Source organism: Ruegeria sp. BF10, from assembly GCF_056538725.1.
Map to the genome: position 1 here is coordinate 1117448 of NZ_JBQFTR010000001.1, position 23788 is coordinate 1141235.

Genomic DNA, 23788 nt, shown 5'->3' on the forward strand with positions numbered 1-23788 from the left:
GCCCAAGCCCGATGGATTTGATCGGGAAAGGCAATGGGGTCCATCGGTGACAGGTAACGCAACTCCTCCGCGTCTGGAAATTCGCAACATTGTTCGCCGGTTCGAAGGGCGGGTCGTTGTGGATGACGTGTCATTGACCGTGCAGGCCGGCAAAGTGACCTGTTTGCTGGGGCCGTCAGGTTGCGGGAAATCCACCACCCTTCGCATGATTGCCGGGGTCGAGATGCAGGACTCGGGCGAGATCTACGTCGATGGCAAGCTGATCTGTGACACCGTGTTTCGGGTGCCGCCAGAGCGGCGCGAGATCGGGTTGATGTTTCAGGACTTTGCGCTGTTTCCTCATCTGAGCGTGGCCAACAACGTGGCCTTTGGCCTGAAGGGCAGCAAGGACGAAAAACGTGCCCGGGTCGAGGAACTGCTGCGCAAAGTGGACCTGATGCGGTTCATCGACGGTTTCCCACATCAGTTGTCGGGCGGCGAGCAGCAACGCGTGGCCCTGGCCCGCGCTTTGGCGCCACGGCCCCGGATCATGCTGATGGACGAGCCCTTTTCGGGCCTCGACAACCGTCTGCGCGACGGTATTCGGGACGAGACACTGTCCATTCTCAAAGAAGAGGATGCGGCTGTCCTGCTGGTCACGCACGAGCCGGAAGAGGCAATGCGGATGGCGGACGAGATCGCGCTGATGCGGCGCGGCAAGATCGTCCAGCAGGGCGCGCCCTACAACGTCTACACCCGGCCAGCGGACAAGGCGGCCGTGGCGTTTTTCAGTGATATCAATGTGCTGCAAGCGCAGGTAAACGGAGCGTTGGCCGACACGCCGTTCGGCCAGTTTCTGGCGCCGGGTATTCCGGATGGAACGGATGTCGAGATCGTCTTCCGCCCCCAGCACGTCAAACTGGATTTCGATCGCAACGGCAAAGGCCCCTTGCCGACCGCGACTGATGGCGTTGCGGCGCGGGGCGTGGTCGAACGCGCGCGTTTTCTGGGAAATGAAAGCCTGGTCGAGTTTCGAATGGATTACGACGGCTCGGTCCTCAGGGCGACGGTTCCGAATGTCTTTGTGCCCAATCCGGGCCGTGTCATGTGGTTGACCATTCGTCGTGACAAGTGTTTCGTTTTCCCCGGGGCACAGAGTTGACCTCTCGATTTCCGTGCAAGTGGTGCGCGAAAGCCTCAGATTGCAGGTCCACGTCGCTTGCCGCATCGCGGGGCTGGGTCTATCAAGGGCCAAACGCGGGGGTAAATCGGGCAAATGCGTATTCTTCTGACCAATGACGACGGGATCAACGCTCCGGGCTTGATCACGCTGGAGGCAATCGCTGCCGAACTGGCAGGGCCTGATGGCGAGGTTTGGGTTGTCGCACCTGCCTTCGAGCAATCCGGCGTCGGGCATTGCATCAGTTACACCCACCCCACGATGATCGCCAAGCTGAGCGAACGGCGATATGCGGCGGAAGGGTCGCCCGCGGATTGCGTATTGGCGGGGTTGCATGACGTGATGTCGGACTGCCCACCGGATCTGGTCCTGTCCGGCGTGAACCGGGGCAACAACTCGGCCGAGAACACGCTTTATTCGGGCACTATTGGCGGCGCGATGGAAGCGGCGCTGCAAGGTATTCCAGCGATTGCCTTGTCACAGTATTTTGGCCCGCGAAATCTGGGTTTGGACGACCCGTTCGAAGCTGCCGCTCGGTTCGGGGCCGATCTGGTCCGGCGCATTCTGGATGCAAATCCGGCGGAGCAGGGTGATTACCGCCTGTTTTACAACGTGAATTTTCCACCTGTTCCGGCAGATGAGGTGCGCGGTACGCGCGTTGCAGCGCAGGGTTTCCGGCGCGACACGCATTTTTCGGTCGAGCCGCACAGCTCGCCCTCGGGGCGGCGGTTCCTGTGGATCAAGGGTGGCTATCAGCATAACCCGACAGCGCCGGGAACGGATGCTGCGGTCAATCTGGAAGGCTATATCTCGGTCACACCGATGCGCGCCGACTTGACCGCATATGACATGCTGGAGGCATTGAAGGCGGTCGAATGAGCGGACTGGACCCGGAAACCGTGATGCAGTTCCTGTTTGCCCTGCGCAAACGGGGGGTCACGGATGCGCGCGTTCTGGAGGCAATGGAACAGGTTGACCGGGGCCGCTTTGTCACCGGCCTGTTCGCGGATCGCGCTTACGAGGACATGCCATTGCCGATCTCCTGCGGTCAGACGATCAGTCAGCCATCGGTCGTCGGCCTCATGACGCAGGCGCTGGACGTGCGGCCGCGTGACACCGTGCTCGAGATCGGAACAGGGTCAGGCTACCAGGCCGCAATCCTGTCGAAACTGGCGCGCCGGGTCTATACGGTCGAACGCCATCGGCGGCTGGTCAGCGAGACAGGAAAGCTGTTTGCCGATCTGGGGCTTACGAATATCACGGCCATGTTGTCGGATGGATCCTTTGGCTTGCCGGAACAGGCTCCGTTTGATCGGATCATTGTGACGGCAGCCGCCGAAGACCCTCCGGGACCGCTCTTGGCGCAGCTGAAAATCGGGGGTATCATGGTTTTACCCGTGGGTCAGTCGGACACGGTGCAGCAGTTGATCAAAGTAACGCGCACCGAGGCCGGTCTGGACTATGAAGAATTGACGTCGGTCCGTTTCGTGCCCCTGCTTGAGGGGCTTGGCAAGGACGAGGCGTAGCAGGCTTTGTAAATTGGTCGCCGGAACCCCGGACAACAGGGGCAGGCGTTGAGGACAGAATTATGAGTGCAGTATCCAAATCAGCTATGCGTCGCTGCGCGACCGGAGTGGCCGCTCTGGCCATTCTGGCCGGGTGTGAAGGGCCACTAGATTATGACCTCCGCGGTCAGGTCGGCGGATTTTCGACCACTGATGCAGTGCAGTCGTCAACAACGTCGCGCCCGTCGCCCGACAGCCGCGGGGTGATAACCTATCCGAACTACCAGGTTGTCGTGGCCCGACGGGGCGACACGGTGCGCGATGTGGCCGCGCGTGTCGGCCTGCCCGAGGGTGAGCTGTCGCGGTTCAACGGCCTTCAGACGACCGATACCCTGCGAGAGGGCGAAGTTCTCGCCTTGCCGCGTTCGGTGGGTGCAGGCAGCGGCGTAGATATCGCATCAGTTGCCGGAGCCGCCATTGATCAGGCCCCTGAAACGGGGGGCGTCCGGACAACGACGCTAGAGCCTGCCAAGCCAGCCCCGGCGCCGGTCGCAAGCGGGCCAGAACCAGTCCGCCACAAGGTCAAGCGCGGCGAAACCGCGTATACGATTTCACGCCTCTATCAGGTGCCGGTGGAATCGCTGGCGGAATGGAACGGCCTTGGGTCTGACTTCACCGTGCGTGAAGGTCAGTTTCTTTTGATCCCCGTTAAAAACCAGCCCGCCCCACGTCAAAGCGCTGCTGTGGCACCGGTTGCGGCCACCGAGGTAACCGAGCCGGGGCAGGGATCGCCGACGCCGACGCCTCCAAGTGCCACGCAGCCCTTGCCCGACGAAAAGGTCGCGCCGCTGGTTGAAGCCCCTGATGTGACGGCTGAAGCCCCGACGAACACGCGATCTTCGGCCATGTCGCTGCCGGTCAGCGGCACCATCATTCGCGGCTATAAAAAGGGCAAGAACGAAGGTATCGACATTGCTGCGGCCCCTGGCACAGCCGTCAACGCGGCTGAGGCCGGAACCGTTGCGGCGATTACCGCGGACGCGGATCAGGTGCCGATCATCGTTCTCAAACACAAAAACGATCTGCTGACGGTCTATGCCAATGTCGATGACATCACCGTCAAGAAAGGGGATCGTGTGCGCCGTGGACAAAAGCTGGCGCAGTTGAGGGGCGGGGATGATGCCTATGTGCATTTCGAGGTACGCAAAGGGTTTGAATCGGTGGATCCGGATCCCTACCTGAAATGAGGGCGTATGGCCCGTTTCGGGCCATGCCTTCGGCGGGAGTATTTTTGAAAAGATGAAGTGCGTCAGGCGTTTGGGTCGTAGTCGCTCAGGCGTTTGCCGGGTTCGTCTGCGAAGATCTCTGGCAGCGGCGAGACGGATTCGATCAGGTCGATGCGGAAGACGCGGAAACCGTTTCGCAATTCGCACCATGCGGTAAGTGTCCAGACGCGGCCCCAATACTCCATGTGAAGCGGACGGATGGTGCGTTCGGTCAGAATGCCGTCAATGCGGCGGTAGGACAGCCGAAGTTTCTGGCGTGATTTGATGGCGGCGCGGATCGGAGCCATATGCGCAAGCCCGCGGGCTGCATCGGCAAAAGGGTAGACCGCGAATTTCCAGCTGTCGGCTTCGGCCACAACCTGTGTGGGCAGAACGGCATCGATCTTGTCTGCCAGAGAGTTCGCGGCGGCTTTCAGCTCTGGATCCGCGGCCTCGGCCACGATGGCCATACCGAGGTTCAGGGCCTCGAGCTCGGCCGGGGTCAGATTCAGCGGCGGTAGGGTGATCTGCTCGCGCACCATGTAACCCACGCCGCGCTCACCTTCGACCGGGACGCCCGAAGCGACCAGAGTATCCATGTCGCGATAGATGGTGCGGACCGACACTTCCAGCCGGTTCGCGATGTCCTGCGCGCGGTGCAGTTTGCCATCGCGCAGGATCTGGATGATATCGAACAGGCGGTCAGTTCGGCGCATGACACGCCGTCCGGACCGCGCCTAGGCAGTCATGTTCCATAATACAGCCTCATGGCGCATCTGAACGCTTTCAGGGTTGATGGCCGCCATCATGCCTGCTGCACATTCCTGTTGCGGGAACTGCGCCGCAGCGTCCTGCGCGGCCTTCATGTCCGTCCAGACGACATAGTCGGTCCAGCGCCCGTCTGCGCCCTGACTAAGCTGCCGGTGGGCAAAGCCAGGCGCGCTGCGAACAAAGGCTTCGGATGCTTGGCTGAGCTTCACGAACTCTTCAGGGGTGGTGCCGTTGGCAAGAGTGAAGGTGACGATTTCAGCAACATGGGTCATTTGGTTCTCCGTTGACCAGGTTTCGATACCGTCCTCTTAATGACGCCCAACTGACATAGACCTGTCAGTTGGAAAATGCGAGCCCATAGTTTTTTGCAGATGAGGTCAATTTTCGCCCTCAATCTGTGCCGTATCCCTTTTGGGACAGGGCCTGGAGGCGTAAACACGGTCCCAGTTCATATTCCCGACGCGCATATGCGTCGATGAAAAAGGAGAAGAGACATGCTCAACAATATCGGCCTTCCCGGTCTTCTGCTGATCGCCGTCGTGGTTCTGGTTCTGTTTGGCCGCGGCAAGATCAGCTCGCTGATGGGCGAAGTCGGCAAAGGCATCACCGCGTTCAAGAAGGGCGTCAAAGACGGTTCGGAAGAACTGGAGCAGGACGCGTCGGAACTGGCCAAGGACGTCACGCCTGAAACCGAGAAAGACAAGGCGTAAGCGCGGATGTTTGACTTGGGCTGGACCGAACTTCTGGTCATCGGCATTGTCGCCCTGATCGTCGTCGGGCCGAAGGACCTGCCGGTTTTGTTCCGCAATGTGGGGCGATTTGTCGGCAAGGCCCGTGGCATGGCACGCGAATTCAGCAGCGCCATGAACGAGGCGGCCGATCAGGCCGGTGTGAACGAGATCAAGAAAGGTCTCAACGCCGCCGCGAATCCGGTTGGCTCGGCCATGGATGGCGTGAAACAAGCCGCGCAGGATATGGCGAAAAGCATAGATCCCACCAAGTTCGATCCTGACAGCGAAACCGGTAAACTGGCAGCCGAGCGAGCCGAACAGGCCAAGAAAATTCAGGCCTCAACGGCCCGCGCCGCCGCCGAGCGCAAAGCCAAGGAAGCTGCCGAGGCCCTGGCCAAGGCCGAAGAAGCCGAAGCGGCGCTGAAGACTGAAGGCGAAACATGACCAAGACCGACGAGATCGAAGATACCTCGGCCCCATTGATCGAGCATCTGGCCGAGCTGCGTACGCGGTTGATCCACTGCGTCGTGGCCTTTCTGGTCGGGATGATCATCTGCTTTACGGTGGCCACGCCGCTCTTCAACTTTCTGACCAATCCCCTGTGTGAGGTTCTGAATGAGCGTGGACAGGATTGCGGCCTGATCTTCATATCGCCACAGGAAGGGTTCTTTGTCGCGATCAAGGTCTCGCTGCTTGGCGGGTTCATTCTGGCGTTTCCCTATATCGGGATGCAGATGTGGCGCTTTGTGGCTCCGGGCCTCTACAAGTCGGAAAAGAATGCGTTTCTGCCTTTCATGCTGGCCTCGCCCTTCATGTTCCTTCTGGGTGCAAGCTTTGCTTTCTACGTCGTCACGCCGTTGGCCTATGACTTCTTCCTTGGGTTCCAGCAGTTCGGGGCTGAAGGTGAAGCCGTGGCCGATGGAGTAACTACAGCGCCGCTGAGCGTGGTGTTTCAGGGCTCGGCGCAGGAATACCTGAACCTGACGATCAAGTTCATCGTGGCCTTTGGGCTGTGCTTCCAATTGCCGGTTCTTCTGACCCTGATGGGCAAGGCAGGGCTGGTCAGCGCCGAAGGTCTGGGGGCCATGCGCAAATATGCGGTGGTTGGCATTCTGGTGCTGGCGGCGATCGTGACGCCTCCGGACGTGATCACGCAGATTATCCTCTTCGTCGTGGTCTATGGCCTCTACGAGATCTCGATCTTCCTGGTGGCCCGGGTTGAAAGGAAACGGGAAGAGCAGTTGCGTGCCGACGGCTACTATGACGATGAAGAAGCCGAAGCAGACGAAGATCTGATGCGGGAATTCGAAGACGACAAGTAAACTGCTGAAACAACAACCGAGGCGCGCCCCGACCGGGCGCGCCTTTTTCGTTCGCGGGCCTTGTTGCGCCAATCAGAACATGCTTTGAACCGATCCGTATCTGACCGGAGGAGCCGATGGACGACCAAGCCCTGAACCGTATTGCTGCCGCGTTGGAGCGCATGGCGCCGGCGCCTTTGGCCACACCGGATTTCAATGCGGCCCCGGCCTTTGTCTGGCATGTGGAACCGGAACGCCTGGAACCGGTTGAACAAGTCAATCGCGTCGATCTGGATCTGCTGGTCGGCATCAATCGGTCGCGTGACACGTTGCTTGACAACACCCGCCGCTTCGCGGCCGGCTACAAGGCAAATAATGCGTTGTTGTGGGGCGCTCGTGGGATGGGCAAGTCCAGCCTCGTGAAGGCCGTCCACGGCACGCTGAGCGCAGATCATCCTGACCTGAAGCTTGTGGAGCTACAGCGCGAGGATATGGGCTCGGTCGCGCGTCTGCTGAACCACCTGCGCGCGGCGCCTTATCGGTTCATCCTGTTTTGCGACGACCTCTCGTTCAGTCACGATGACCAGCATTACAAATCGCTCAAGGCCGTTCTGGATGGCGGTATTGAAGGTCGCCCGGAAAACGTGGTGTTCTACGCGACCTCGAACCGCCGCCACCTGATGCCGCGGGACATGATTGAAAACGAACGCTCCAGCGCCATCAACCCGTCAGAGGCGGTCGAGGAAAAGGTATCACTGTCCGACCGCTTCGGATTGTGGCTGGGATTCCATCCCTGCGATCAGGACGAATACCTTGCCATGATCGACCGCTATTGCGCGGCCTATGGCGTTTCGGTCGACGCCGAAATCCTACGTGCCGAAGCAATTGAATGGCAGGCCACGCGCGGATCGCGTTCGGGCCGTGTCGCCTGGCAGTTCTTCGTCGATCTGGCCGGGCGCAACGGCGTTCATATCGCCTGATCCCATCTTCATCTGGCTAAAAATATCCCCGCCGGAGGCATGGCCCGTCGGGGCCATTTCCTAAAGCAGCGCCAGAATCCGGGCGGCCTCATCTGCGGTGCTCGTCAGCGCGTCGCGATCTTCGCCTGGGTGGAACCGGGCACGCACGGCGGTGGGCATCGGCGCTGGTTCCACGATCGAGACGCGCGGACCGGTACGTTCGGTCTCGGCCGCCCAACTGCGGGCCAGGGCCATTTGCGCGGCCTTGGTGGCGCCGTAGATGCCATAGAATTTCTCACCGGCCTTCGGGTCATCGAAAAACACAGCGTGGCCGTTTTCACCCAGCAGGGGCGAGACATATGGGATCAGAACCGAAGTTGCGTTTGCATTCGTGTTGACTGCCTTGGTCCATTCCTTGGGGTCGACGAAATGTACCGGCGTCAGCGCCGAGGTGTGAATGGCCGTGTGCAGCCACAGATCCACCTTGCCCCAACGGTCATGGATCCCACGGCACAGGGTTGCCATCGCGTTGGGATCGGTGATGTCCATCGGTGCCAGCGTGGCAGAGCCACCCTTGGCCTTGATGCGATCGTCCAGTTCTTCCAGCCCGCCTGTGGTCCGGGCGACTGCGACGATGTGGTATTCGGGCGCCAGCGCTTCGGCCAGCGCAGCGCCCAGCCCGCGAGAGGCCCCGGTTATCAGGGCGATTTTGGTCGTATCGGTCATGCCTGCGGTTTGAACCCCCGCGCGCGGGGCGTCAAGATGTGATCAGCCGCCGGGGATGGCGATACGCCTGGTCTGGCCGCTTTGTCGCAGCATGATGCCATGCTCATCAATCGCGACCACTGTGCCCGAGGCAACGCGGCTTCCGGGTTTGACCTCTTTCACACGGCCTGATGACAGGCGCATCAGGGCGCGCATGTCTGCTTTCGGCCCGAATACGCCCAGAACCGAGACGGAATTCTTCTTCAGCGCGCCCCGCTGCGTGGCCGCGCTTTTGACTGTGGCGTTTGACATGATCCGTGGTCCGGGACATGGCCCGGAACCCCTTGTTGAGTGAGTGGTGGCCGCCGGATAACAAAACGCTCAAGCGAACAAAAGCGCTGCGCGGACAGGTGTCATCACGATTTGGCGCCTTTGAAAAAAGCCCTTGTGAATGCGTGGATTTCGCCGACTGGTTGTGGCAAATTTCCACTCATCCACATCACGTGACAGCAACCGGACCGGCCGACGGCCATCGACTGCCCGGAACGATCCGCCGTTCTGATTCGCCATTCAGAATGGAAAACCGACTATGTCAGTTCCGTATCGTCCGCTCAGCCCGAGGCCAGTTTTGCCGCATTCCAGGACCCGCCCGGGACCTGCATGTCAGCGCGTTTCTGGCTGACACGGCTGCTGTTTTCCAGATTGTCCAGATAGCCTTCGCTGACGCTGCCCGTGATGTATTTGCCGTCAAAACAGGAACAGTCGAAGGCTTCGATCTCGGGATTGCCTTCCTTGGCGGCCCAGATTAGGTCTTCCAGGTGCTGATAGAACAGGGCGTCCGCACCCAGTTCTTCGCGGATCTCTTCGATGTCCTTGCCATTCGCGATCAACTCGGCCTTGGTGGGCATGTCTATACCGTAGACATTGGGGTATTTCACCGGCGGCGAGGCGCTGGCGACATAGACCTTCTTGGCCCCGGCGTCGCGGCACATCTGAACGATCTTCTTGATGGTGTTGCCCCGTACGATGGAATCGTCGATCAGCAGAACGCTGTGGCCGTCGAATTCCAGCGGCACGGCATTCAACTTGCGGCGGACGGATTTCTGCCGTTCCGCCTGACCCGGCATGATGAACGTACGCCCGACATACCGGTTTTTCACCAGCCCTTCGCGATAGGGGATGCCGGTGATCTTCGCGGCTTCCAGAGCCACGGGGCGGGCGCTGTCGGGCACCGGGATGATCCGGTCGATTTCCAGCCCCGACTCCTGAATCTGCTTGGCCAGCGTCTGGCCCATGCGCATCTGAGTCTTGTAAACCGAAACACCGTCCAGCAAAGAATCCGGACGGGCCAGGTAGACATACTCGAATATGCAGGGCGTCAGTTTGCCCTCGACCGCCTGAAACTCGTGCATGTTGCCGTCCAGATCGATCAGAATTGCCTCACCCGGCCGAAGATCACGCAGCTTTTCAAAGCCGTTGATGCCAAAGGCCACGTCTTCCGAGGCAAAGGCATAATCATCACCGTCTCCGTCCACTTCGCGTTTGGCGACCGACAGTGGGCGAATGCCAAACGGATCGCGGAAAGCCAGCATGCCGACGCCTGCGACCAGACAGATCACGGAATAGGCGCCCTGAACGCGTTCCATCGTCATCTTCACACCGGCAAACAGATTGCGGATGGGTTCGCGATTGCCATTCACCTTGATCGCATCCGCCACTTTGTCGGCCAGCACGTTCAGCAGGATTTCAGAATCCGACGTGGTGCGCAGGTGACGGCTGTATTTGCCGGTAACCTTTTCGCGCTGTTCAGCGGTATTGGTGATGTTGCCGTTGTGAACCAGATAGATGCCGTAGGGGGCGTTCACGAAAAAGGGCTGCGCCTCGGCCGCGCTAAGGGACCCCGCCGTCGGATAGCGCACATGACCCATGCCCACACGACCCAACAGGCTTTCGGCATCCTGGGCATTGAACACGTCCTTGACCAGACCGTTGGCCTTCTTTTCGCGGAAGAATTCGCCGTTGTAGGTCACGATCCCAGAGGCATCCTGACCCCTGTGCTGCAACATCAGCAGCCCGTCATAGATTTCGGCAAACACATCATGTGTCCGGCTTGCGATTCCCAAAATCCCACACATTTACGGGGCTCCAACTTCTATGACGATTTGACCTGAGGGTTGACCGCAGTTCGGCATCGGATCCTCTGCAAGGCGCGTGCAGTCGGTTTGGTGGCAGGTGACAACGACGCCAATAGGGCGACCATCACAACGACCAGCGCGCATTCGTACAGAAAGAACAAGATCGGTGGCTCCGATTCCGTGGCGGGTTGGCCTCCACATAATGCCTAATGGCGTGGCTGTCATCAAAGGATCCACTCACCTATTGCCGCAGGTCGGGATTTCAGGGATCGGGGCAGGGTCAGGAACAAGATGACATGTGCAATCATATGTGCTGTCATACCAGTCAATAAGTGCAAGTCAGGATGGGTGAAGCACGCAAAGGGCCGGAATGTGGCAACATAAACCTCAACAGAACAAGCAGGAGCGGATCAAGCAACGGTGCCACAGGTGCCGGGGAATGGGGCGGGCACCCTGTCAGATCTGCAACGGCGCGGGCGAAGTTGTCAAAAGCCGCGATATTCTTGGCAAACCGATTTCCAGCCGGTGTGACGGGTGTTTCGGGCTGAAAACGATCCGCTGCACGGTTTGTGGCGGGGAAGGGTATATGTGAATCGAAAAAGCCCGGACGATGCCGGGCTTTCCTCACGCTATGCACCCCAAGATTACCCGTCAGCTGGTGCCGTGGTTTCGGGTTGTTCGTTTCCTGCCGTGCAGCTGGCGACCAACTCTTCATATTGTGCAGTCACCCAACCCAGAGCCGCTTCGGGGTTTTGTTCTTCAATCTGGCTGCTGAACTGCTCGAACACCTTGGCCGAGCGGCTTTCGTCCACGATTGTATAGGACTGGCCGGTCATGACCGTGTCATAGACAAAGAAGGCGATTGCAACCAGCAGAATGCCGCGTGCGATGCCGAAGAACAGCCCCAGCGCCTGATCCAGGCCGCCCAAAGCCGAGCGCTGGACCAGCGATGAAAACAGCGGCGTGAAGATGCTGACCACGATCAGCGCCACGGCGAAGACTGCTGCAAAGCCGGTGATCACCGACAGTTCACAGCTGTCGCGCAGGAAATCTCCGACCACCGGGATTTCCTTGACCAGCGGTACCGCCTGCGGGGCAAAGATGAATGCCAGAACGGCCGCTGCGACCCAGCCTGCAATGGCCAGAACCTCGCGCATGAACCCGCGTGAGTAGGCCAGCAAGCCCGACAGCACGATGATCAGGGCGACCACCCCGTCAATTATTGTAAAACCTTCCATTGCCCTCGCCTGTTCTTTTTCTGCCCCTCGGGGCGCGACTTTAACCTGCTCCGAAGGTTTCGCCAACAAACCCCACCAAATCAGAGGGTCGGGTGAGTGTCAGACCTGCCACAGTGCCGGTTTTGCCACCTGCCGGAGCAATTGCCGCTGTGAAACCAAGTTTTTGCGCTTCTTTCAACCTGTTTTCGGTCTGTGGGGCCGGTCTAAGTGCCCCTGACAGCGAGATTTCTCCGAAAACGACCGTATCCGTGGGAAGGGCCGTGTCTTCGCGTGCGCTCAGTAACGCAGCGGCAACGGCCAGATCGGCAGCGGGTTCGCTGATTTTCAATCCTCCGGCGACGTTCAGATAGACATCAAGACCCGCGAAGGGGATGCCGCAGCGCGCTTCGAGCACTGCGAGGATCATTGCCAGCCTTCCGCTGTCCCATCCAACGACGGTTCGGCGCGCTTGCGAATGAGGTGAGGGTGCGACGAGCGCCTGCAATTCGACCAACACGGGGCGGGTACCTTCAATTCCGGCGAAAACAGCAGAGCCGGGGCTTGGTTTGCCACGTTCGGACAGGAACAGGGCCGATGGGTTGGTGACTTGTGCCAACCCCTTGCCGGTCATTTCGAATACACCGATTTCGTCCGCCGGGCCAAAGCGGTTCTTGACTGCGCGCAGGATGCGGAACTGGTGGCCGCGCTCGCCCTCGAAATAAAGCACCGTGTCAACCATGTGTTCGACCACGCGAGGGCCGGCGATCTGGCCCTCTTTGGTGACGTGGCCAACCATGATGATCGAAACACCGTGCCGTTTTGCAAACGTGGTCAATTCATGTGCCGCAGCCCGGACTTGTGAAACAGAGCCGGGTGCGCTGTCGACATTGTCTGCCCACATGGTCTGAATCGAGTCGATGATGGCCAGACCGGGTTTTTCCGCTTCAAGCGTTGTGAGGATGTCGCGCAGATTGGTTTCGGCGGCGAGTTGAACTGGGGCGTCCTCAAGCCCCAGACGGCGGGCCCGCATGCGAACCTGTGCGCTGGCTTCTTCGCCCGAGACATAGATGGTTTTCACGCCCGCACGCGCAAAACGCGCTGCGGCTTGCAGCAGCAGGGTGGATTTCCCGATGCCGGGGTCTCCGCCCACCAAAAGGGCCGAGGCCGGGACCAGCCCGCCGCCCAGAACACGATCGAGCTCCTCAACCCCGCAGAGGGTGCGGGGCGGCGGTGTTTCCTCGGTCGACAAATCCGTGAGTGCAATGGACTGGCCGCGTTTTCCGCCAAGGGATTTTTTGGCCGGGCCAGCCGAAAGGGGCGCGTCCTGAACTATGGTGTTCCATTCGCCACACCCATCGCAGCGCCCGGACCATCGTGTATGCGTCGTGCCGCAGGCCGAGCAGGAGAAGGATGTCGTCTTTGCCATGACGCTCTTCGTGCCCGAGGTTGGGCGGTTCTTCAAGCCCTTGTCGGCTTTCGTCACCGCCGGTGGCGCGCTGCGGCCTCAGGCCCCGATGGGCCATCGCCCGCAGCGGGCGCGGTCGCGCCTATTCCGCTGGTCGAAGGGGCGACATTGCTATCACGCTGGCCGCCTTGGAAGAACTCTCATTGCGTGGAGCCTGTAGTTGGGTGGACAATTCGGGCAGAAGCTCGAACAGCTCATCCCGCAGACGGGTAAGTTGCGACCTGGCGATCGTCTCTTCCATTTCCACATCCCGCGTCCACTGGCGCAATTCGTTCTGGATGACCTGCGCTTCTTCCAGACGCCGCTGAAACAGCTCGATCTCTTCCTGCCGCTGTTGCAGGAACATCCGCGCGCGTTCGACCTGCGCATCGCCATAGGTCCGGGCCAGTTCCTGACTGATCTGGCTCATCTGTGCGGCCAGTTCCAGAATCTCTGGCTCAAGCGATTGCAGATCAGGGTGCTGGCGCAGAAAACCCATACGTTCCTTTACGGCGTCAAACTCGGACGACATCATGAACAGCCCGCCACGGTCAGCGGCATGGGCCATTTGATACGCTTGCGCGATGTCATGCATGTTGAGCGCGAATTTGCGGTGGTTGTTTTCCAGCGCCATCATTCGGGCATTGGCCGGCAGGTAAAACGCCAGCATGAGAATTAGCGCTGTCAGGCCGATCTGGATGAACATGCCGGCATCCGCTGGTGGTGCCTCGCCGAATCCGGCCTGCATCGAGAGCCAGGGCAATACGCCAAAAGCGGACAACAACGTGACTGAAACGGCCGACAAGGCCGCCAGGCAGATCAGGAAAAATGTCAGTCTTAAAAAGGCATTCTGAAATTGCATTGTAATACTGTGGAGGGCGGCCATGATCGTCGAACTCCTTCTTGAAACCGGAACACACCGGGCCAAAGCGGAAGGTGATCTGACGACTTAGTGCGATCCGCTGCGGACCCGAAAACTACAAAACACTGCTGCTCGAAATATAAAGATGATACTTAGATTTGTGTTTTCAATCAATTAGGTCTGAGCTTTTCGTGATGTGGATGTCATCTCTGTAATATGGCCAAGCGCGATGGAGGCCAGAATGCAGGCTGTAAACAGGTATAGACCCCATGCGGTCTCAACGGTCGCGTAAGAGATGCCTTTGGCCAAAGTGATGTAAAGCGCGATCAGGAAGATGTCGGCCATGGCCAGCTTGCCGAGGATGTTGAGCGCCGGCTGGACGCGGGCATCCAGCAGATTCCATTGGATCAGCGCGGTGCCGATGGTTTTGATGTAAGGCGCAAACAGGGCGAAGATGGTGACGATCAGCGCAAGGAAGACATCGGATTTCCACAGGGATTGCAGCCCGGTGATGACGCTGATTTCGCTGAGGCCGAAGATCGGCAGGAACCCTGCACGCATCAGCGGGGCGAACCACGCGATGGGGTAGAGGATCAGCAGCGAGAGGGTGGCGAGGCGGAGGGTCATGGCGGCCAGTTCTGTTACGTTTGACCGCCTAACAGTACGTCGTTGGATCGTCTGTGCAAGGATGCTTGTTTGGGAGGTTACTCTGCCCGCCTCATACGGGCCATCAAATTGGTTTTCAGGACGAACTGATGGAACAGGGCGGCCAAAATATGCAGAAGAACCAGAACAAGCATCAGTGTTTTCAAGACTTCATGCACTTCGGCGGATGCTTCTATCCCTCCGAACCAAGCCAGAGCACCGGTCACCGGCAAAAGCACCATCAAGGCATATAGCGAGAAATGGGTCGCATGAGCCGCGAGTTTCATCGCGGCGGTTTCCTGTTCCGGAAGTGATGGTGCACCGCGGGTCAGGCGCAATGCGATCCGCCAAAGCGCGAGTGCAAGGATAAGCAGGCCTCCGAATACATGGAGAGCGACTGGTGCTTGAAAAGAGACGGGTAATCCGCGTTCGATTTGATCCCATGCCTCAGAAATCGGCTCGTGAAAGAGAAACTGAACCGCGATCAGCAAGAAAATGGCCCAATGGAGGGCGATTTGGGTGCGCGAATAAGAAGTGGGCATGGGGAAGCTCCAAAAATACAAGAGTTACACTGGTGTAACGTATGACTTCGGGAGTTCCGTCGATGAGTTTTGAGTTTTTTGTCGAGCGCAGGAGGTTTCAACGCACCGCCTCAATCGGCCCCTCGGCACTGCCACTGATGAACTGCGCTACGTATGGATCACCCGACGCATCCATCTGCCCGACCGGACCTGTCCACTGAATGACGCCACCGTGCAGCATGGCCACATTGTCGGCAATCGCGCGGACCGAGCTCATGTCGTGGGTGATGGTCATCGCGGTGGCGCCCATTTCGGTCACGATTTCGCGGATCAGGTCGTTGATGACGCCGGACATGATCGGGTCGAGGCCCGTTGTGGGCTCATCAAAAAAGATGATCTCGGGCTCGGCGGCGATCGCGCGCGCGAGGCCGACGCGTTTTTGCATGCCGCCTGACAGTTCCGCCGGAAAGCGGTCGGCCACGTCGGATTTCAGGCCCACGCGGCGGAGTTTCTCGATGGCGATCTCGCGGGCTTCCTCGGTGGGACGTTTCAGAGAACCACGCAGCAGGCGGAAGGCGACGTTCTGCCAGACGGTCAGTGAATCAAACAGGGCCGCGCCCTGAAACAGCATCCCGAACCGGGCCAGAAAGGCATCTCGGTCGCCTTTGCTGGCGTCTTTGCCGTCCACATAGATCATGCCGCTGTCGGGTTTGATCAGGCCCAGAATGCATTTCAGGGCGACCGATTTTCCGGTGCCCGAACCGCCGATGATGACCATCGAGGTACCCTTGGGGATCTCAAGGTTCATGCCTTGCAACACGTGGTTGTCACCAAAGGCTTTATGTACGTTCTCCATCCGGATCATAGCGAGAAGAATACCCCCGTGAGAACGAAGTTTGCAGCCAGGATCAACACCGCGGCGGCCTCGACCGAGCCTTTTGTGGCGCGGCCCACGCCCTGCGCGCCACGGCCGGAATTCATGCCGTAGTAGCAGCCCATGGTGGCTGCGATCAGGCCGAAGGCCGCGCCTTTGACCAGTGATGAGACGATGTCGCGGGTTTCCAGGAAATCCACGGTGTTTTTAAGATAGGCCGCCGGGTTGAAGCCCAGGTTCTGCGTGGCCACGGTGTAGCCGCCGGCAATTCCGATGATGTCACCCACGGCCACCAAAGCAGGCACTGTGATCAGGGCGGCCAGAACGCGCGGGACGGTGAGGTATTTCATCGGATGCGTGGACAGCGTGACCAGCGCGTCGATCTGTTCGGTCACTTTCATCGTGGCGATCTCGGCCGCGATCGAGGATGTCACGCGCGCCGCAATCATCAGGCCGACCAGAACCGGGCCAAGTTCGCGCACCATACCGATGGCCACGATCTGCGGCACCACGGCTTCGGCGTTGAAACGCGCGCCGCCGGCGTAGATCTGCAATGCCAGCGCACCGCCGGTGAAAATCGCGGTCAGGCCGACGACCGGCAAAGACAGCCAGCCGATGTTCAGCAGGGCCATGCCAAATTCGCGCGGATAGAAGGGGGGACGCAGGATATGCGAGATCGCATCAAGCGCGAACAGTGCCACCCGGCCAAAGGCCGCAAGCAGGCTCAGAACCGTGCGGCCCAGACCTCCGAGCGCGGTGAGAGGGTTCATTCCACATAGCCCCGCGAATAGCGATTGCCCATTGATGTGAGGATCTCATAGCCAATTGTCCCGGCAGCTTCGGCCAGATCATCGACGGTCTGATGGCCATTCAGGATACGCAGGCGTTCCGGGTCTTTCGGCAGGTCCGTGACGTCCACCGTGATCAGATCCATCGAGATACGGCCGACGACCGGGCAGGGCTGATTGCCGGCGAAGGTGTCTATGCCGCCGCCGATGGCGCGATGCAGGCCGTCTGCATACCCCGCCGCGACTGTGGCGATACGAGAGGGTCGGCGCGCAACCCAGCTGTTGCCGTAACCAACAGTTTCGCCCACGGCCACCTTGCGCACCTGGATGACAGGCAGATCGACCGTGACAACGGGTTTGGCGTCCGCAAAGGGCAGGCCGCCATACAGACCGATGCCCGGGCGGCAGAAATCGAAATGGAACTCGGGACCCAAAAGCATGCCGCCGGTCGCGGCCAGAGAACGCGGCGCGGCGACACCTTCGGTCATCTCTCGGAAGGTTCTAAGCTGCTGCTGGTTCATCGGATGGTCCGGCTCGTCCGCGCAGGCCAGATGGGACATGATGACAACCGGTGACATCGCCTCGGCCTTTGGGCGCAATTCGGCCCAGTCGGCGGGTTCAAGGCCCAGCCGGTTCATGCCACTGTCCAGTTGAATGCCAAACGGATGGTTGGGCAGGGCGTGTTGGTGGAGTTGGAACTGCTCTGGCGAATTGATCAATGGTGTCAGATCGTTGGCGAGCAGCAATTGGGTATCGCCTTCCATATGCCCTGAAAAGACACAGATCATCGGGCCTGGACCGACCGCCTGGCGGACAGCGGCGCCTTCTTCTGCGGCAGCCACAAAAAACTTGCGAACGCCCTCTTCGGCCAGCGTGTCGCTGACGGGCCCGGCACCCAGCCCGTAGGCATCGGCCTTGACCACGGCACCGGTTTCGACCCCGGTTTTCGCGTCGAGCGCCCGCCAATTGCTGGCGAGCGCCTGAAGATTGATCGTCAAACGTGCAGTACTCATGGCACTGTTCATGACATTGCGCCGTCCAAGGTCAAGAGGGAATGGCGCATTTACCTGGAGGTTTATGACGGTGTTTCGTCTGTTGTGGCGGAAAACACCAAAAAATCGGAAGATTCGGCAACCTGCCGCTGTAATTTCCCGGTTCGGGGATTGTCTTCACATCCAAGTTAAAGCGATCCTGTGAACAGGATCGTTCTGTCCCGGCGAAGGCGAGGGCGCACCGTCAACCAATGAGGAAGTCATGGATTTTTCTAGCGGATTGGCCGTAGACCCATCACAGATCACAAGTTTTTTTGCAGACGTTTTTTCCGCATCGGAAGGGCCGGAAGAGGGCGCAGTAATTGGTACGTTCGTACGTGAATTGGTCAACAGCACGCCGCCTGAAGACATTCTGGTGTGCACGGCGCATCACGATCACGAGCTGCTTGGCTGTGCCATCTTTTCCCGGATGACGTTTTCGCAGGATACGCGCAATGTGTTCATCCTCTCGCCGATGGCGGTGCAAACTGGTTCGCAAAAAACAGGTATTGGACAGGCGCTGATTTCTTATGGTCTGGATCGCTTGCGGGCATCAGGTGTGGATGTGGCACTGACCTATGGCGACCCGGCCTATTATTGCAAAACGGGATTTGTGCAGATCACCGAGGATAATGCCCAGCCACCGCTGAAACTCAGCCATCCGCATGGCTGGTTGGGTCAGGCGTTGGATGGTCACGAACTGAAGCCTTTGAAAGGCCCATCGCAATGCGTTTCCGCACTGAACAACCCGGCGCTGTGGTGAGTGGGATTGGTTTTTCGCTTTGGTCGATGGCCTTGGTTCCACAGCCTAGAACAGGGCCTGATCTATGATCGCCTTGCTGTTCCGGACATGTCGGGTCACCAGCTTTTTCTGCCGCCTGCCGCTGGGGATATAGAAGGCAGGGTCCATATCTTTATCGCAGCTGAGACCCGGAAAAATCTGCAACAGCTCGTGCAACGCTTCGGGCGGAAGGGATTTGAGAGCTTCGGGGCCGGTAAACAGGCTTTCACTTGGCGCGCCTTCGGCAAAAAGAACCACGTGACGGTCACAGACTACGTGATGGTAAACCACCTGCGTCGCGTCCCGATCCACGTAAACGCCCGGTAGGTCTGTCAGCCGGATGGCCGAGACCAGAACCTCCCTTGAGTCGAACATGCGCTGCGCGATGTCCGAACGGACCAGCATCCTGTGCTGTCGTGAAACCGTCAGGTCCCGGCGGGGCAGGCCGTGCCCCAGGGCGCCGGCCGTGATGCGGACTGGGCGCAGTTCGGGTGTTTTTAACAGATCGGCCTGGCGCAGGTGCCGGGACAGAACAAGCCGAACGGTTGCCGAGCTGTCTCCGGTCGTCATCACCCTGTCACCCCGGCAGATATCCTGAACCCTGATTTCGCCACGGTCCGTCAGGACCAGGGTGTCCGAAGCAAAACAGGGGGCGCCGGGGCTGGGGTTGGGATCCTCGACAAAGTTGACCCCGTCCTTCGATGACAGCGACGCGGTATCGTCCGTGCCGTTGCTGCCGATCTGGGTCGAGGTCTGGCCACTGGCCGGCCCCTGGGTCGCTGTCACCTGCGAGTCAAAGGATACAAAGCTGAGAACCGAACCATTGTCAGAAAGAGAGACCGCCCCTAATCGGTTGATGCGCGCCGAAATCACGTAATAGTCGAACCCGCCCACGGTGGTCATCGTTCCGGTGTCGACATCCGTCGAACTGCGTACCGAGCCGTTGGCGTTGTAAACATCGACCTGCAACCCGGTGACATCGGTTCCGACGGGGACACGGATTTCAATGTAATCTCCGTCCGGAGCAAAGTTCGGGCCGTTGCGATATCTTATTTCCGATATGATCGCGGGCAAATCTGTGGGTCTCCGGGCGGAAATGGCACGTTTTGGTTGAACAACACCGTCACGTTAACACCGGGCAGGGAAAACACCAAAGGGCTTGGCGTGTCCAGCACGGGGCGGGCGTTCTTTACGTGATCAATAACCCTCGATTTCACCGCCCTGTTGCCAGGGCTTGACCAGATTGCCAAAGCGGGTGAATTGTGCCTCGAACGACAATTCGACCGTACCGATGGGCCCGTGACGTTGCTTGCCGACGATGACTTCGGCCTTGCCATGCAGACGTTCCATCGCCTGCTTCCACTCTTCCATCTTTTCCAGTTCGTGATCGCCGGGCTTTTCCCGTTCCTTGTAATATTCCTCGCGGAACACGAACATCACCACGTCGGCGTCCTGCTCGATCGAGCCGGATTCGCGCAGGTCGGACAGTTGCGGGCGCTTGTCGTCGCGGCTTTCGACCTGACGGGACAGCTGTGAAAGCGCAACGACCGGGATGTTCAGTTCCTTGGCGATGGCTTTCATGCCCATCGAGATCTCGGCGATTTCGTTCACCCGGTTGTCGGACATGCCGCGGCACAGCTGTAGATAGTCGATGACCAGCAAGTCCAGCCCGTGGGTCCGTTTCAACCGACGTGCCCGGGCGGCAAGTTGCGAGATCGGCAAGGCAGGGGTGTCGTCAATAAACAAAGGGCAGGCTTCCAGTTCCTTGGCCGCATCCACGAAACGGCGGAATTCGGCCTCGGTCATGTCGCCCTGACGGATTTTGTGGCTCGAGATCTCCGAGGCTTCCGCCAGAACCCGGCCAGCAAGCTGTTCCGCACTCATCTCGAGTGAGAAGAAGCCGACAACGCCGCCATCGATCGCACCTTCGCTGCCGTCGGGCTTAGTCCCGCGCTTGTAGGCCTTGGCAACGTTGAAGGCGATGTTGGTGGCCAGCGAGGTTTTACCCATGGATGGACGCCCGGCCAGAATGATCAGGTCGGACGGGTGCAACCCACCCAATTGCTTGTCCAGATCGGCCAGACCGGTGGAAATCCCGGCCATGCCGCCGCCACGCTGGTAGGCCTCGTTGGTGACGTTGACGGCTTCGGTGACGGCCTTGAGGAAGGATTGAAAGCCTTGTTCGGTCTGGCCCTGCTCGGACAGCTGATAAAGCTGCTGCTCGGCCTCGACGATCTGTTCTTTCGGCTCGCTCGAGACATCGACCCGCGCCGCCTTGTCCGAGATGTCGCGGCCGAGCCGGATCAGCTCGCGCCGGATGGCAAGGTCATAGATCATCTGGGCATAGTCGTGCACCGCGAATGCGCTGATCGAAGCGCCGGCCAGTTTGACCAGATAGGCGGGACCGCCCAGTTCCTTCAGACCCTCATCCTCGGCCATGAACGATTTGAGCGTCACGGGCGAGGCGAGCGCATTCTTTGCAATACGGGCCGAGGCCACTTCGTAAATCCGAGCATGGACCGGATCATAGAAATGTTCAGCCCCGATGATCGAGGCGACCCGGTCATACAGGTCGTTGTTGGTCAGGATCGCACCCAGAAGCTGTTGTTCGGCCTCAATGGAATGCGGCATGGTTTCGGCGTTCTGAATCTGTGCCGCTGCCTGCTCGATACTGCTGATCTCGTTCATTTTGTCCCCGCTGCCCGTCCCGAGGTTCTACACATGAAACACCACCGCAAGCTATCTGGAAATACCTGTGGCTAACTTAGGGTAAAGCCTTGGGATAACTTTCCAGACCGCTTGGATGCCGGCGTCTGCATCCCTTATTATGTAGGAATTGTGGGGAAAGTCACCATATATCGTGGCGAGCTGTCCGATTCTTCCGGGTTTATCCCCATTCCGTCCACAACAGGTTTACGCTGGTTTATTGGCCTCTTGCCAGCCGCGCGGATCGTTCAGAAAGGCCTCGACTTCGCTAAGGGTCTCGTCGTCAAAGGCTTTCTGTGCCTTGGCCTCGGCCAGAACATCCCACCATGTGCAGAGCGAGTGCAGCTTGACGCCATGATCACCCAGCGTTTTCTCGGTCTCGGGGAAGATGCCGTAGTAGAAAATGACGGCGGTGTGCCCGCAGGTGGCGCCGGTTTCGCGGATCGCATCGACAAAGGACAGTTTCGAGCCGCCGTCGGTTGTCAGGTCTTCGACCAGCAACACACGTTCACCTTCGCTCATCGCACCTTCGATTCGGGCGTTGCGGCCATAACCTTTGGGTTTCTTGCGAACGTAAGTCATGGGCAGGGCCATGCGCTCGGCGACCATGGCGGCAAAGGGGATGCCCGCCGTTTCCCCGCCTGCGATGTTGTCGAATGCCTCAAAGCCAGCGTCCCGCATCACCGTGACGGTCAGGAAATCCATCAGGGTCGATCGGATGCGCGGATACGAGATCAGCTTGCGGCAGTCGATATAGGTCGGGCTGGGCAGCCCGCTGGCCAGCGTGAACGGTTCCCGCGAGTTGAAATGCACGGCTTTGATCTCCAGCAACATCCGTGCGGTCAGGCGGGCGATTTCGGTGCTGTCGGGAAAGGAACTGGGGATCATGGTGCAAACCTCGGGGCTGAAAACACGTTGCGGGCTGATAGCCCGACCCTTGGGCCGGAGTCGAGAGGGATTGGACAAAAGAAAAGCGGACCCCCAAGAGGTCCGCTTTTGCCCTTGCGGGCGATGGGCAGCCAAGGTGGGCTTAACTGCTCATGTCATAGGCCCGCTCGCCATGTACCGAGAGGTCGAGGCCATTTGTCTCGGTCTCGGCGTCTACGCGAAGTGGCGTGATCTGTGCAACCAGTTTGACCAACACAAACGTGACAACTGCCGTAAAGACACCCACGATAATCAGCCCACCCAACTGCGCGGTCCAGGTTCCAAGGCCAAACAGGGCGATCATGAGCGTGCCGAAGATACCGCCGACGCCATGCACGGCGAAGACATCCAGCGTGTCGTCGATATTCAGCTTGTTGCGCACCACGCTGACGGCTTCCTGACACAGAACGCCGGCCACCGCGCCAATGATCAGGGCCTGAACCGGACCGACGAAGCCCGAAGCCGGCGTGATCGAGGCCAGACCCGCGATTGTGCCCGTGACAAGACCGACCATCGAGGCCTTGCCAAAACGGATACGTTCCCACAGGGCCCAGCTCAGCGAAGCGGTGGCTGCGGACAGGTGCGTGACGGTCAGGGCCATCGCCGCTCCGCCATCAGCGGCCAGTTGCGAACCACCGTTGAAACCGAACCAGCCGACCCACAGCATTGCGGCACCGATCATGACATAACCGGGGTTGTGCGGTGGTGTCGTGCGGTTGCGGCGCGGCCCGAGGATGACCGCGATGATCAAGGCTGCCAGACCAGCGGTTTCGTGCACCACGATACCGCCCGCAAAGTCGCGCACGCCGATCTCGCCCAGAATGCCGCCATCAGCCAGCATCCCGCCGCCCCAGATCCAGTGCACCACGGGCGCATAGCACAGCAGCATCCACAGCGCCGAGAAGGTCAGGACAAAGCCAAAGCCCACACGTTCGACATAGGCGCCCACGATCAACGCCGGGGTGATGATGGCGAAGGTCATCTGAAAGGCAAAGAACAGGATCTCGGGCAGGGTTCCCGCAAGGCTGTCCACGTCGACGCCGTTTAAGAAGACCTTGCCCAAACCACCCCAAAGCCCGCTTTCACCGGGGCCGAACGCGATGGAATACCCAGCGACCAGCCAAAGAACGCTCATCAAACAGGCAATTGAAAAGCAATGCATGAACACGCTGAGGACATTTCGGGCACGCACGAGGCCGCCATAGAACAGGGCGAGGCCCGGTAATGTCATGAATAGGACCAACGCGGTTGCAACGATGATCCAGGCTGTATCGGCTCCGTTCATGGGCCATTCTCCCTTCCGGATGGGTGCGCCGGTCCGTCGAAATTCGGCACGGATCGGCGCTGTGTGAGCGGTGTGGGCTGTTTCAAGCCACCGTCGGTTGGAGAAAAAAGAGGCAAGGCGAAAAAAAGCGCCTGTTTTGGCGGCCTTTTTTCCACTGACTGCAAAAGGAGCGGTTT

Annotated in this window: 27 protein-coding genes; 10 read left to right on the forward strand and 17 right to left on the reverse strand. The window is 59.5% G+C overall.

Going from position 1 to position 23788, the window contains the following annotated elements; genetic code table 11:
• Positions 1-46: 46 nt before the first annotated feature.
• The 4 genes from ACR0DJ_RS05685 (at position 47) to ACR0DJ_RS05700 (ending at position 3911) form a co-directional block, all read left to right on the forward strand.
• Positions 47-1141, forward strand: coding sequence for an ABC transporter ATP-binding protein (locus ACR0DJ_RS05685; RefSeq protein ID WP_170344066.1), 1095 nt, complete (start codon positions 47-49; stop codon positions 1139-1141).
• A gap of 114 nt (positions 1142-1255) precedes the next feature.
• Entirely contained in the window at positions 1256-2038 is a 783-nt protein-coding gene (gene surE, locus ACR0DJ_RS05690) for a 5'/3'-nucleotidase SurE (protein ID WP_257598842.1), read from the forward strand.
• Complete coding sequence (locus ACR0DJ_RS05695; RefSeq protein ID WP_152458180.1) at positions 2035-2685, forward strand: protein-L-isoaspartate(D-aspartate) O-methyltransferase; 651 nt, start codon at positions 2035-2037, stop codon at positions 2683-2685. Before surE ends, ACR0DJ_RS05695 begins: the two co-directional genes overlap by 4 nt.
• Before the next feature lie 62 nt (positions 2686-2747).
• Entirely contained in the window at positions 2748-3911 is a 1164-nt protein-coding gene (locus ACR0DJ_RS05700) for a LysM peptidoglycan-binding domain-containing protein (protein WP_257598841.1), read from the forward strand.
• A 62-nt stretch (positions 3912-3973) separates the two neighbouring features.
• On the opposite strand, the gene ACR0DJ_RS05705 is transcribed toward ACR0DJ_RS05700, so the two are convergent.
• Entirely contained in the window at positions 3974-4645 is a 672-nt protein-coding gene (locus tag ACR0DJ_RS05705) for a helix-turn-helix transcriptional regulator (protein WP_480684152.1), read from the reverse strand.
• A 21-nt stretch (positions 4646-4666) separates the two neighbouring features.
• Positions 4667-4972 (reverse strand): hypothetical protein, encoded by a 306-nt coding sequence (locus ACR0DJ_RS05710; protein WP_257598840.1) that lies wholly within the window; start codon positions 4970-4972, stop codon positions 4667-4669.
• Between the two features lie 222 nt (positions 4973-5194).
• Between ACR0DJ_RS05710 and ACR0DJ_RS05715 the strand changes: the two genes are divergently transcribed.
• From ACR0DJ_RS05715 to ACR0DJ_RS05730, 4 genes are all read left to right on the forward strand, one after another.
• Entirely contained in the window at positions 5195-5410 is a 216-nt protein-coding gene (locus ACR0DJ_RS05715; protein WP_152458176.1) for a twin-arginine translocase TatA/TatE family subunit, read from the forward strand.
• 6 nt (positions 5411-5416) lie between these two features.
• Positions 5417-5875 (forward strand): Sec-independent protein translocase protein TatB, encoded by a 459-nt coding sequence (gene tatB / locus ACR0DJ_RS05720; RefSeq protein ID WP_117868757.1) that lies wholly within the window; start codon positions 5417-5419, stop codon positions 5873-5875.
• Positions 5872-6753, forward strand: coding sequence for a twin-arginine translocase subunit TatC (tatC, locus tag ACR0DJ_RS05725; protein ID WP_170344071.1), 882 nt, complete (start codon positions 5872-5874; stop codon positions 6751-6753). The genes tatB and tatC overlap by 4 nt, the downstream gene beginning before the upstream one ends.
• A 116-nt stretch (positions 6754-6869) precedes the next feature.
• Complete coding sequence (locus ACR0DJ_RS05730; protein ID WP_170344072.1) at positions 6870-7712, forward strand: ATP-binding protein; 843 nt, start codon at positions 6870-6872, stop codon at positions 7710-7712.
• A 60-nt stretch (positions 7713-7772) separates the two neighbouring features.
• Here the strand turns inward: ACR0DJ_RS05730 and ACR0DJ_RS05735 are convergent, their stop codons facing one another.
• From ACR0DJ_RS05735 to purF, 3 genes are all read right to left on the reverse strand, one after another.
• Positions 7773-8417 (reverse strand): SDR family NAD(P)-dependent oxidoreductase, encoded by a 645-nt coding sequence (locus ACR0DJ_RS05735; protein ID WP_170344073.1) that lies wholly within the window; start codon positions 8415-8417, stop codon positions 7773-7775.
• Between the two features lie 42 nt (positions 8418-8459).
• Positions 8460-8708, reverse strand: coding sequence for a hypothetical protein (locus ACR0DJ_RS05740; protein ID WP_170344074.1), 249 nt, complete (start codon positions 8706-8708; stop codon positions 8460-8462).
• A 299-nt stretch (positions 8709-9007) separates the two neighbouring features.
• Positions 9008-10531, reverse strand: coding sequence for an amidophosphoribosyltransferase (gene purF, locus ACR0DJ_RS05745; protein WP_257598839.1), 1524 nt, complete (start codon positions 10529-10531; stop codon positions 9008-9010).
• Between the two features lie 439 nt (positions 10532-10970).
• Here purF and ACR0DJ_RS05750 point away from each other — a divergent pair, with 439 nt between their 5' ends.
• Positions 10971-11123 carry a hypothetical protein gene (locus ACR0DJ_RS05750; protein WP_480686232.1) on the forward strand — a complete coding sequence of 51 codons (153 nt, stop codon included), beginning with the start codon at positions 10971-10973 and terminating at the stop codon, positions 11121-11123.
• Positions 11124-11175: 52 nt separating this feature from the next.
• Here ACR0DJ_RS05750 and ACR0DJ_RS05755 read toward each other — a convergent pair whose 3' ends face one another.
• The 8 genes from ACR0DJ_RS05755 to alr form a co-directional block, all read right to left on the reverse strand.
• Positions 11176-11769: a CvpA family protein gene (locus ACR0DJ_RS05755; protein WP_170344077.1), complete on the reverse strand. Its 594-nt coding sequence runs from the start codon at positions 11767-11769 to the stop codon at positions 11176-11178.
• A 40-nt stretch (positions 11770-11809) separates the two neighbouring features.
• A complete protein-coding gene (radA, locus tag ACR0DJ_RS05760; RefSeq protein ID WP_480684156.1) occupies positions 11810-13174 on the reverse strand; it encodes a DNA repair protein RadA in 1365 nt (454 codons plus the stop codon).
• Between the two features lie 121 nt (positions 13175-13295).
• On the reverse strand, positions 13296-14054 hold the full coding sequence (locus ACR0DJ_RS05765; protein ID WP_480686233.1) for a DNA repair protein: 759 nt from the start codon (positions 14052-14054) through the stop codon (positions 13296-13298).
• Positions 14055-14228: 174 nt separating this feature from the next.
• Positions 14229-14681 (reverse strand): paraquat-inducible protein A, encoded by a 453-nt coding sequence (locus ACR0DJ_RS05770; RefSeq protein WP_170344080.1) that lies wholly within the window; start codon positions 14679-14681, stop codon positions 14229-14231.
• A gap of 77 nt (positions 14682-14758) precedes the next feature.
• Positions 14759-15241, reverse strand: a complete 483-nt coding sequence (locus ACR0DJ_RS05775) for a cytochrome b (RefSeq protein ID WP_480684159.1) — start codon at positions 15239-15241, stop codon at positions 14759-14761.
• Between the two features lie 97 nt (positions 15242-15338).
• The gene (locus ACR0DJ_RS05780) at positions 15339-16085 is read right to left on the reverse strand and encodes an ABC transporter ATP-binding protein (protein WP_425078370.1); all 747 of its coding nucleotides are present in this window, start codon (positions 16083-16085) and stop codon (positions 15339-15341) included.
• Positions 16082-16864 (reverse strand): MlaE family ABC transporter permease, encoded by a 783-nt coding sequence (locus ACR0DJ_RS05785; protein ID WP_170344083.1) that lies wholly within the window; start codon positions 16862-16864, stop codon positions 16082-16084. Before ACR0DJ_RS05785 ends, ACR0DJ_RS05780 begins: the two co-directional genes overlap by 4 nt.
• A complete protein-coding gene (gene alr / locus ACR0DJ_RS05790) occupies positions 16861-17895 on the reverse strand; it encodes an alanine racemase (RefSeq protein WP_170344084.1) in 1035 nt (344 codons plus the stop codon). The genes ACR0DJ_RS05785 and alr overlap by 4 nt, the downstream gene beginning before the upstream one ends.
• Before the next feature lie 241 nt (positions 17896-18136).
• Between alr and ACR0DJ_RS05795 the strand changes: the two genes are divergently transcribed.
• Positions 18137-18676 carry a GNAT family N-acetyltransferase gene (locus ACR0DJ_RS05795; RefSeq protein WP_480684160.1) on the forward strand — a complete coding sequence of 180 codons (540 nt, stop codon included), beginning with the start codon at positions 18137-18139 and terminating at the stop codon, positions 18674-18676.
• A 45-nt stretch (positions 18677-18721) separates the two neighbouring features.
• On the opposite strand, the gene ACR0DJ_RS05800 is transcribed toward ACR0DJ_RS05795, so the two are convergent.
• The 4 genes from ACR0DJ_RS05800 to ACR0DJ_RS05815 form a co-directional block, all read right to left on the reverse strand.
• Positions 18722-19768, reverse strand: coding sequence for a Hint domain-containing protein (locus ACR0DJ_RS05800; protein ID WP_480684161.1), 1047 nt, complete (start codon positions 19766-19768; stop codon positions 18722-18724).
• Positions 19769-19891: 123 nt separating this feature from the next.
• Positions 19892-21382: a replicative DNA helicase gene (locus tag ACR0DJ_RS05805; protein ID WP_170344087.1), complete on the reverse strand. Its 1491-nt coding sequence runs from the start codon at positions 21380-21382 to the stop codon at positions 19892-19894.
• A gap of 225 nt (positions 21383-21607) precedes the next feature.
• Positions 21608-22288 (reverse strand): orotate phosphoribosyltransferase, encoded by a 681-nt coding sequence (locus ACR0DJ_RS05810; protein ID WP_170344088.1) that lies wholly within the window; start codon positions 22286-22288, stop codon positions 21608-21610.
• Between the two features lie 142 nt (positions 22289-22430).
• The gene (locus tag ACR0DJ_RS05815) at positions 22431-23612 is read right to left on the reverse strand and encodes an ammonium transporter (protein ID WP_257598833.1); all 1182 of its coding nucleotides are present in this window, start codon (positions 23610-23612) and stop codon (positions 22431-22433) included.
• Positions 23613-23788: the final 176 nt, after the last annotated feature.

What these genes read in the sequence shown, in the direction of transcription:
- surE (WP_257598842.1), top strand. Translation starts at nt 1,256, where the DNA reads ATGCGTATTCTTCTGACCAATGACGACGGGATCAACGCTCCGGGCTTG.
- ACR0DJ_RS05695 (WP_152458180.1), top strand. Translation starts at nt 2,035, where the DNA reads ATGAGCGGACTGGACCCGGAAACCGTGATGCAGTTCCTGTTTGCCCTG.
- ACR0DJ_RS05700 (WP_257598841.1), top strand. Translation starts at nt 2,748, where the DNA reads ATGAGTGCAGTATCCAAATCAGCTATGCGTCGCTGCGCGACCGGAGTG.
- ACR0DJ_RS05705 (WP_480684152.1), bottom strand. Translation starts at nt 4,645, where the DNA reads ATGCGCCGAACTGACCGCCTGTTCGATATCATCCAGATCCTGCGCGAT.
- ACR0DJ_RS05710 (WP_257598840.1), bottom strand. Translation starts at nt 4,972, where the DNA reads ATGACCCATGTTGCTGAAATCGTCACCTTCACTCTTGCCAACGGCACC.
- ACR0DJ_RS05715 (WP_152458176.1), top strand. Translation starts at nt 5,195, where the DNA reads ATGCTCAACAATATCGGCCTTCCCGGTCTTCTGCTGATCGCCGTCGTG.
- tatB (WP_117868757.1), top strand. Translation starts at nt 5,417, where the DNA reads ATGTTTGACTTGGGCTGGACCGAACTTCTGGTCATCGGCATTGTCGCC.
- tatC (WP_170344071.1), top strand. Translation starts at nt 5,872, where the DNA reads ATGACCAAGACCGACGAGATCGAAGATACCTCGGCCCCATTGATCGAG.
- ACR0DJ_RS05730 (WP_170344072.1), top strand. Translation starts at nt 6,870, where the DNA reads ATGGACGACCAAGCCCTGAACCGTATTGCTGCCGCGTTGGAGCGCATG.
- ACR0DJ_RS05735 (WP_170344073.1), bottom strand. Translation starts at nt 8,417, where the DNA reads ATGACCGATACGACCAAAATCGCCCTGATAACCGGGGCCTCTCGCGGG.
- ACR0DJ_RS05740 (WP_170344074.1), bottom strand. Translation starts at nt 8,708, where the DNA reads ATGTCAAACGCCACAGTCAAAAGCGCGGCCACGCAGCGGGGCGCGCTG.
- purF (WP_257598839.1), bottom strand. Translation starts at nt 10,531, where the DNA reads ATGTGTGGGATTTTGGGAATCGCAAGCCGGACACATGATGTGTTTGCC.
- ACR0DJ_RS05750 (WP_480686232.1), top strand. Translation starts at nt 10,971, where the DNA reads ATGGGGCGGGCACCCTGTCAGATCTGCAACGGCGCGGGCGAAGTTGTC.
- ACR0DJ_RS05755 (WP_170344077.1), bottom strand. Translation starts at nt 11,769, where the DNA reads ATGGAAGGTTTTACAATAATTGACGGGGTGGTCGCCCTGATCATCGTG.
- radA (WP_480684156.1), bottom strand. Translation starts at nt 13,174, where the DNA reads ATGGCAAAGACGACATCCTTCTCCTGCTCGGCCTGCGGCACGACGCAT.
- ACR0DJ_RS05765 (WP_480686233.1), bottom strand. Translation starts at nt 14,054, where the DNA reads ATGCAATTTCAGAATGCCTTTTTAAGACTGACATTTTTCCTGATCTGC.
- ACR0DJ_RS05770 (WP_170344080.1), bottom strand. Translation starts at nt 14,681, where the DNA reads ATGACCCTCCGCCTCGCCACCCTCTCGCTGCTGATCCTCTACCCCATC.
- ACR0DJ_RS05775 (WP_480684159.1), bottom strand. Translation starts at nt 15,241, where the DNA reads ATGCCCACTTCTTATTCGCGCACCCAAATCGCCCTCCATTGGGCCATT.
- ACR0DJ_RS05780 (WP_425078370.1), bottom strand. Translation starts at nt 16,085, where the DNA reads ATGATCCGGATGGAGAACGTACATAAAGCCTTTGGTGACAACCACGTG.
- ACR0DJ_RS05785 (WP_170344083.1), bottom strand. Translation starts at nt 16,864, where the DNA reads ATGAACCCTCTCACCGCGCTCGGAGGTCTGGGCCGCACGGTTCTGAGC.
- alr (WP_170344084.1), bottom strand. Translation starts at nt 17,895, where the DNA reads ATGAGTACTGCACGTTTGACGATCAATCTTCAGGCGCTCGCCAGCAAT.
- ACR0DJ_RS05795 (WP_480684160.1), top strand. Translation starts at nt 18,137, where the DNA reads ATGGATTTTTCTAGCGGATTGGCCGTAGACCCATCACAGATCACAAGT.
- ACR0DJ_RS05805 (WP_170344087.1), bottom strand. Translation starts at nt 21,382, where the DNA reads ATGAACGAGATCAGCAGTATCGAGCAGGCAGCGGCACAGATTCAGAAC.
- ACR0DJ_RS05810 (WP_170344088.1), bottom strand. Translation starts at nt 22,288, where the DNA reads ATGATCCCCAGTTCCTTTCCCGACAGCACCGAAATCGCCCGCCTGACC.
- ACR0DJ_RS05815 (WP_257598833.1), bottom strand. Translation starts at nt 23,612, where the DNA reads ATGAACGGAGCCGATACAGCCTGGATCATCGTTGCAACCGCGTTGGTC.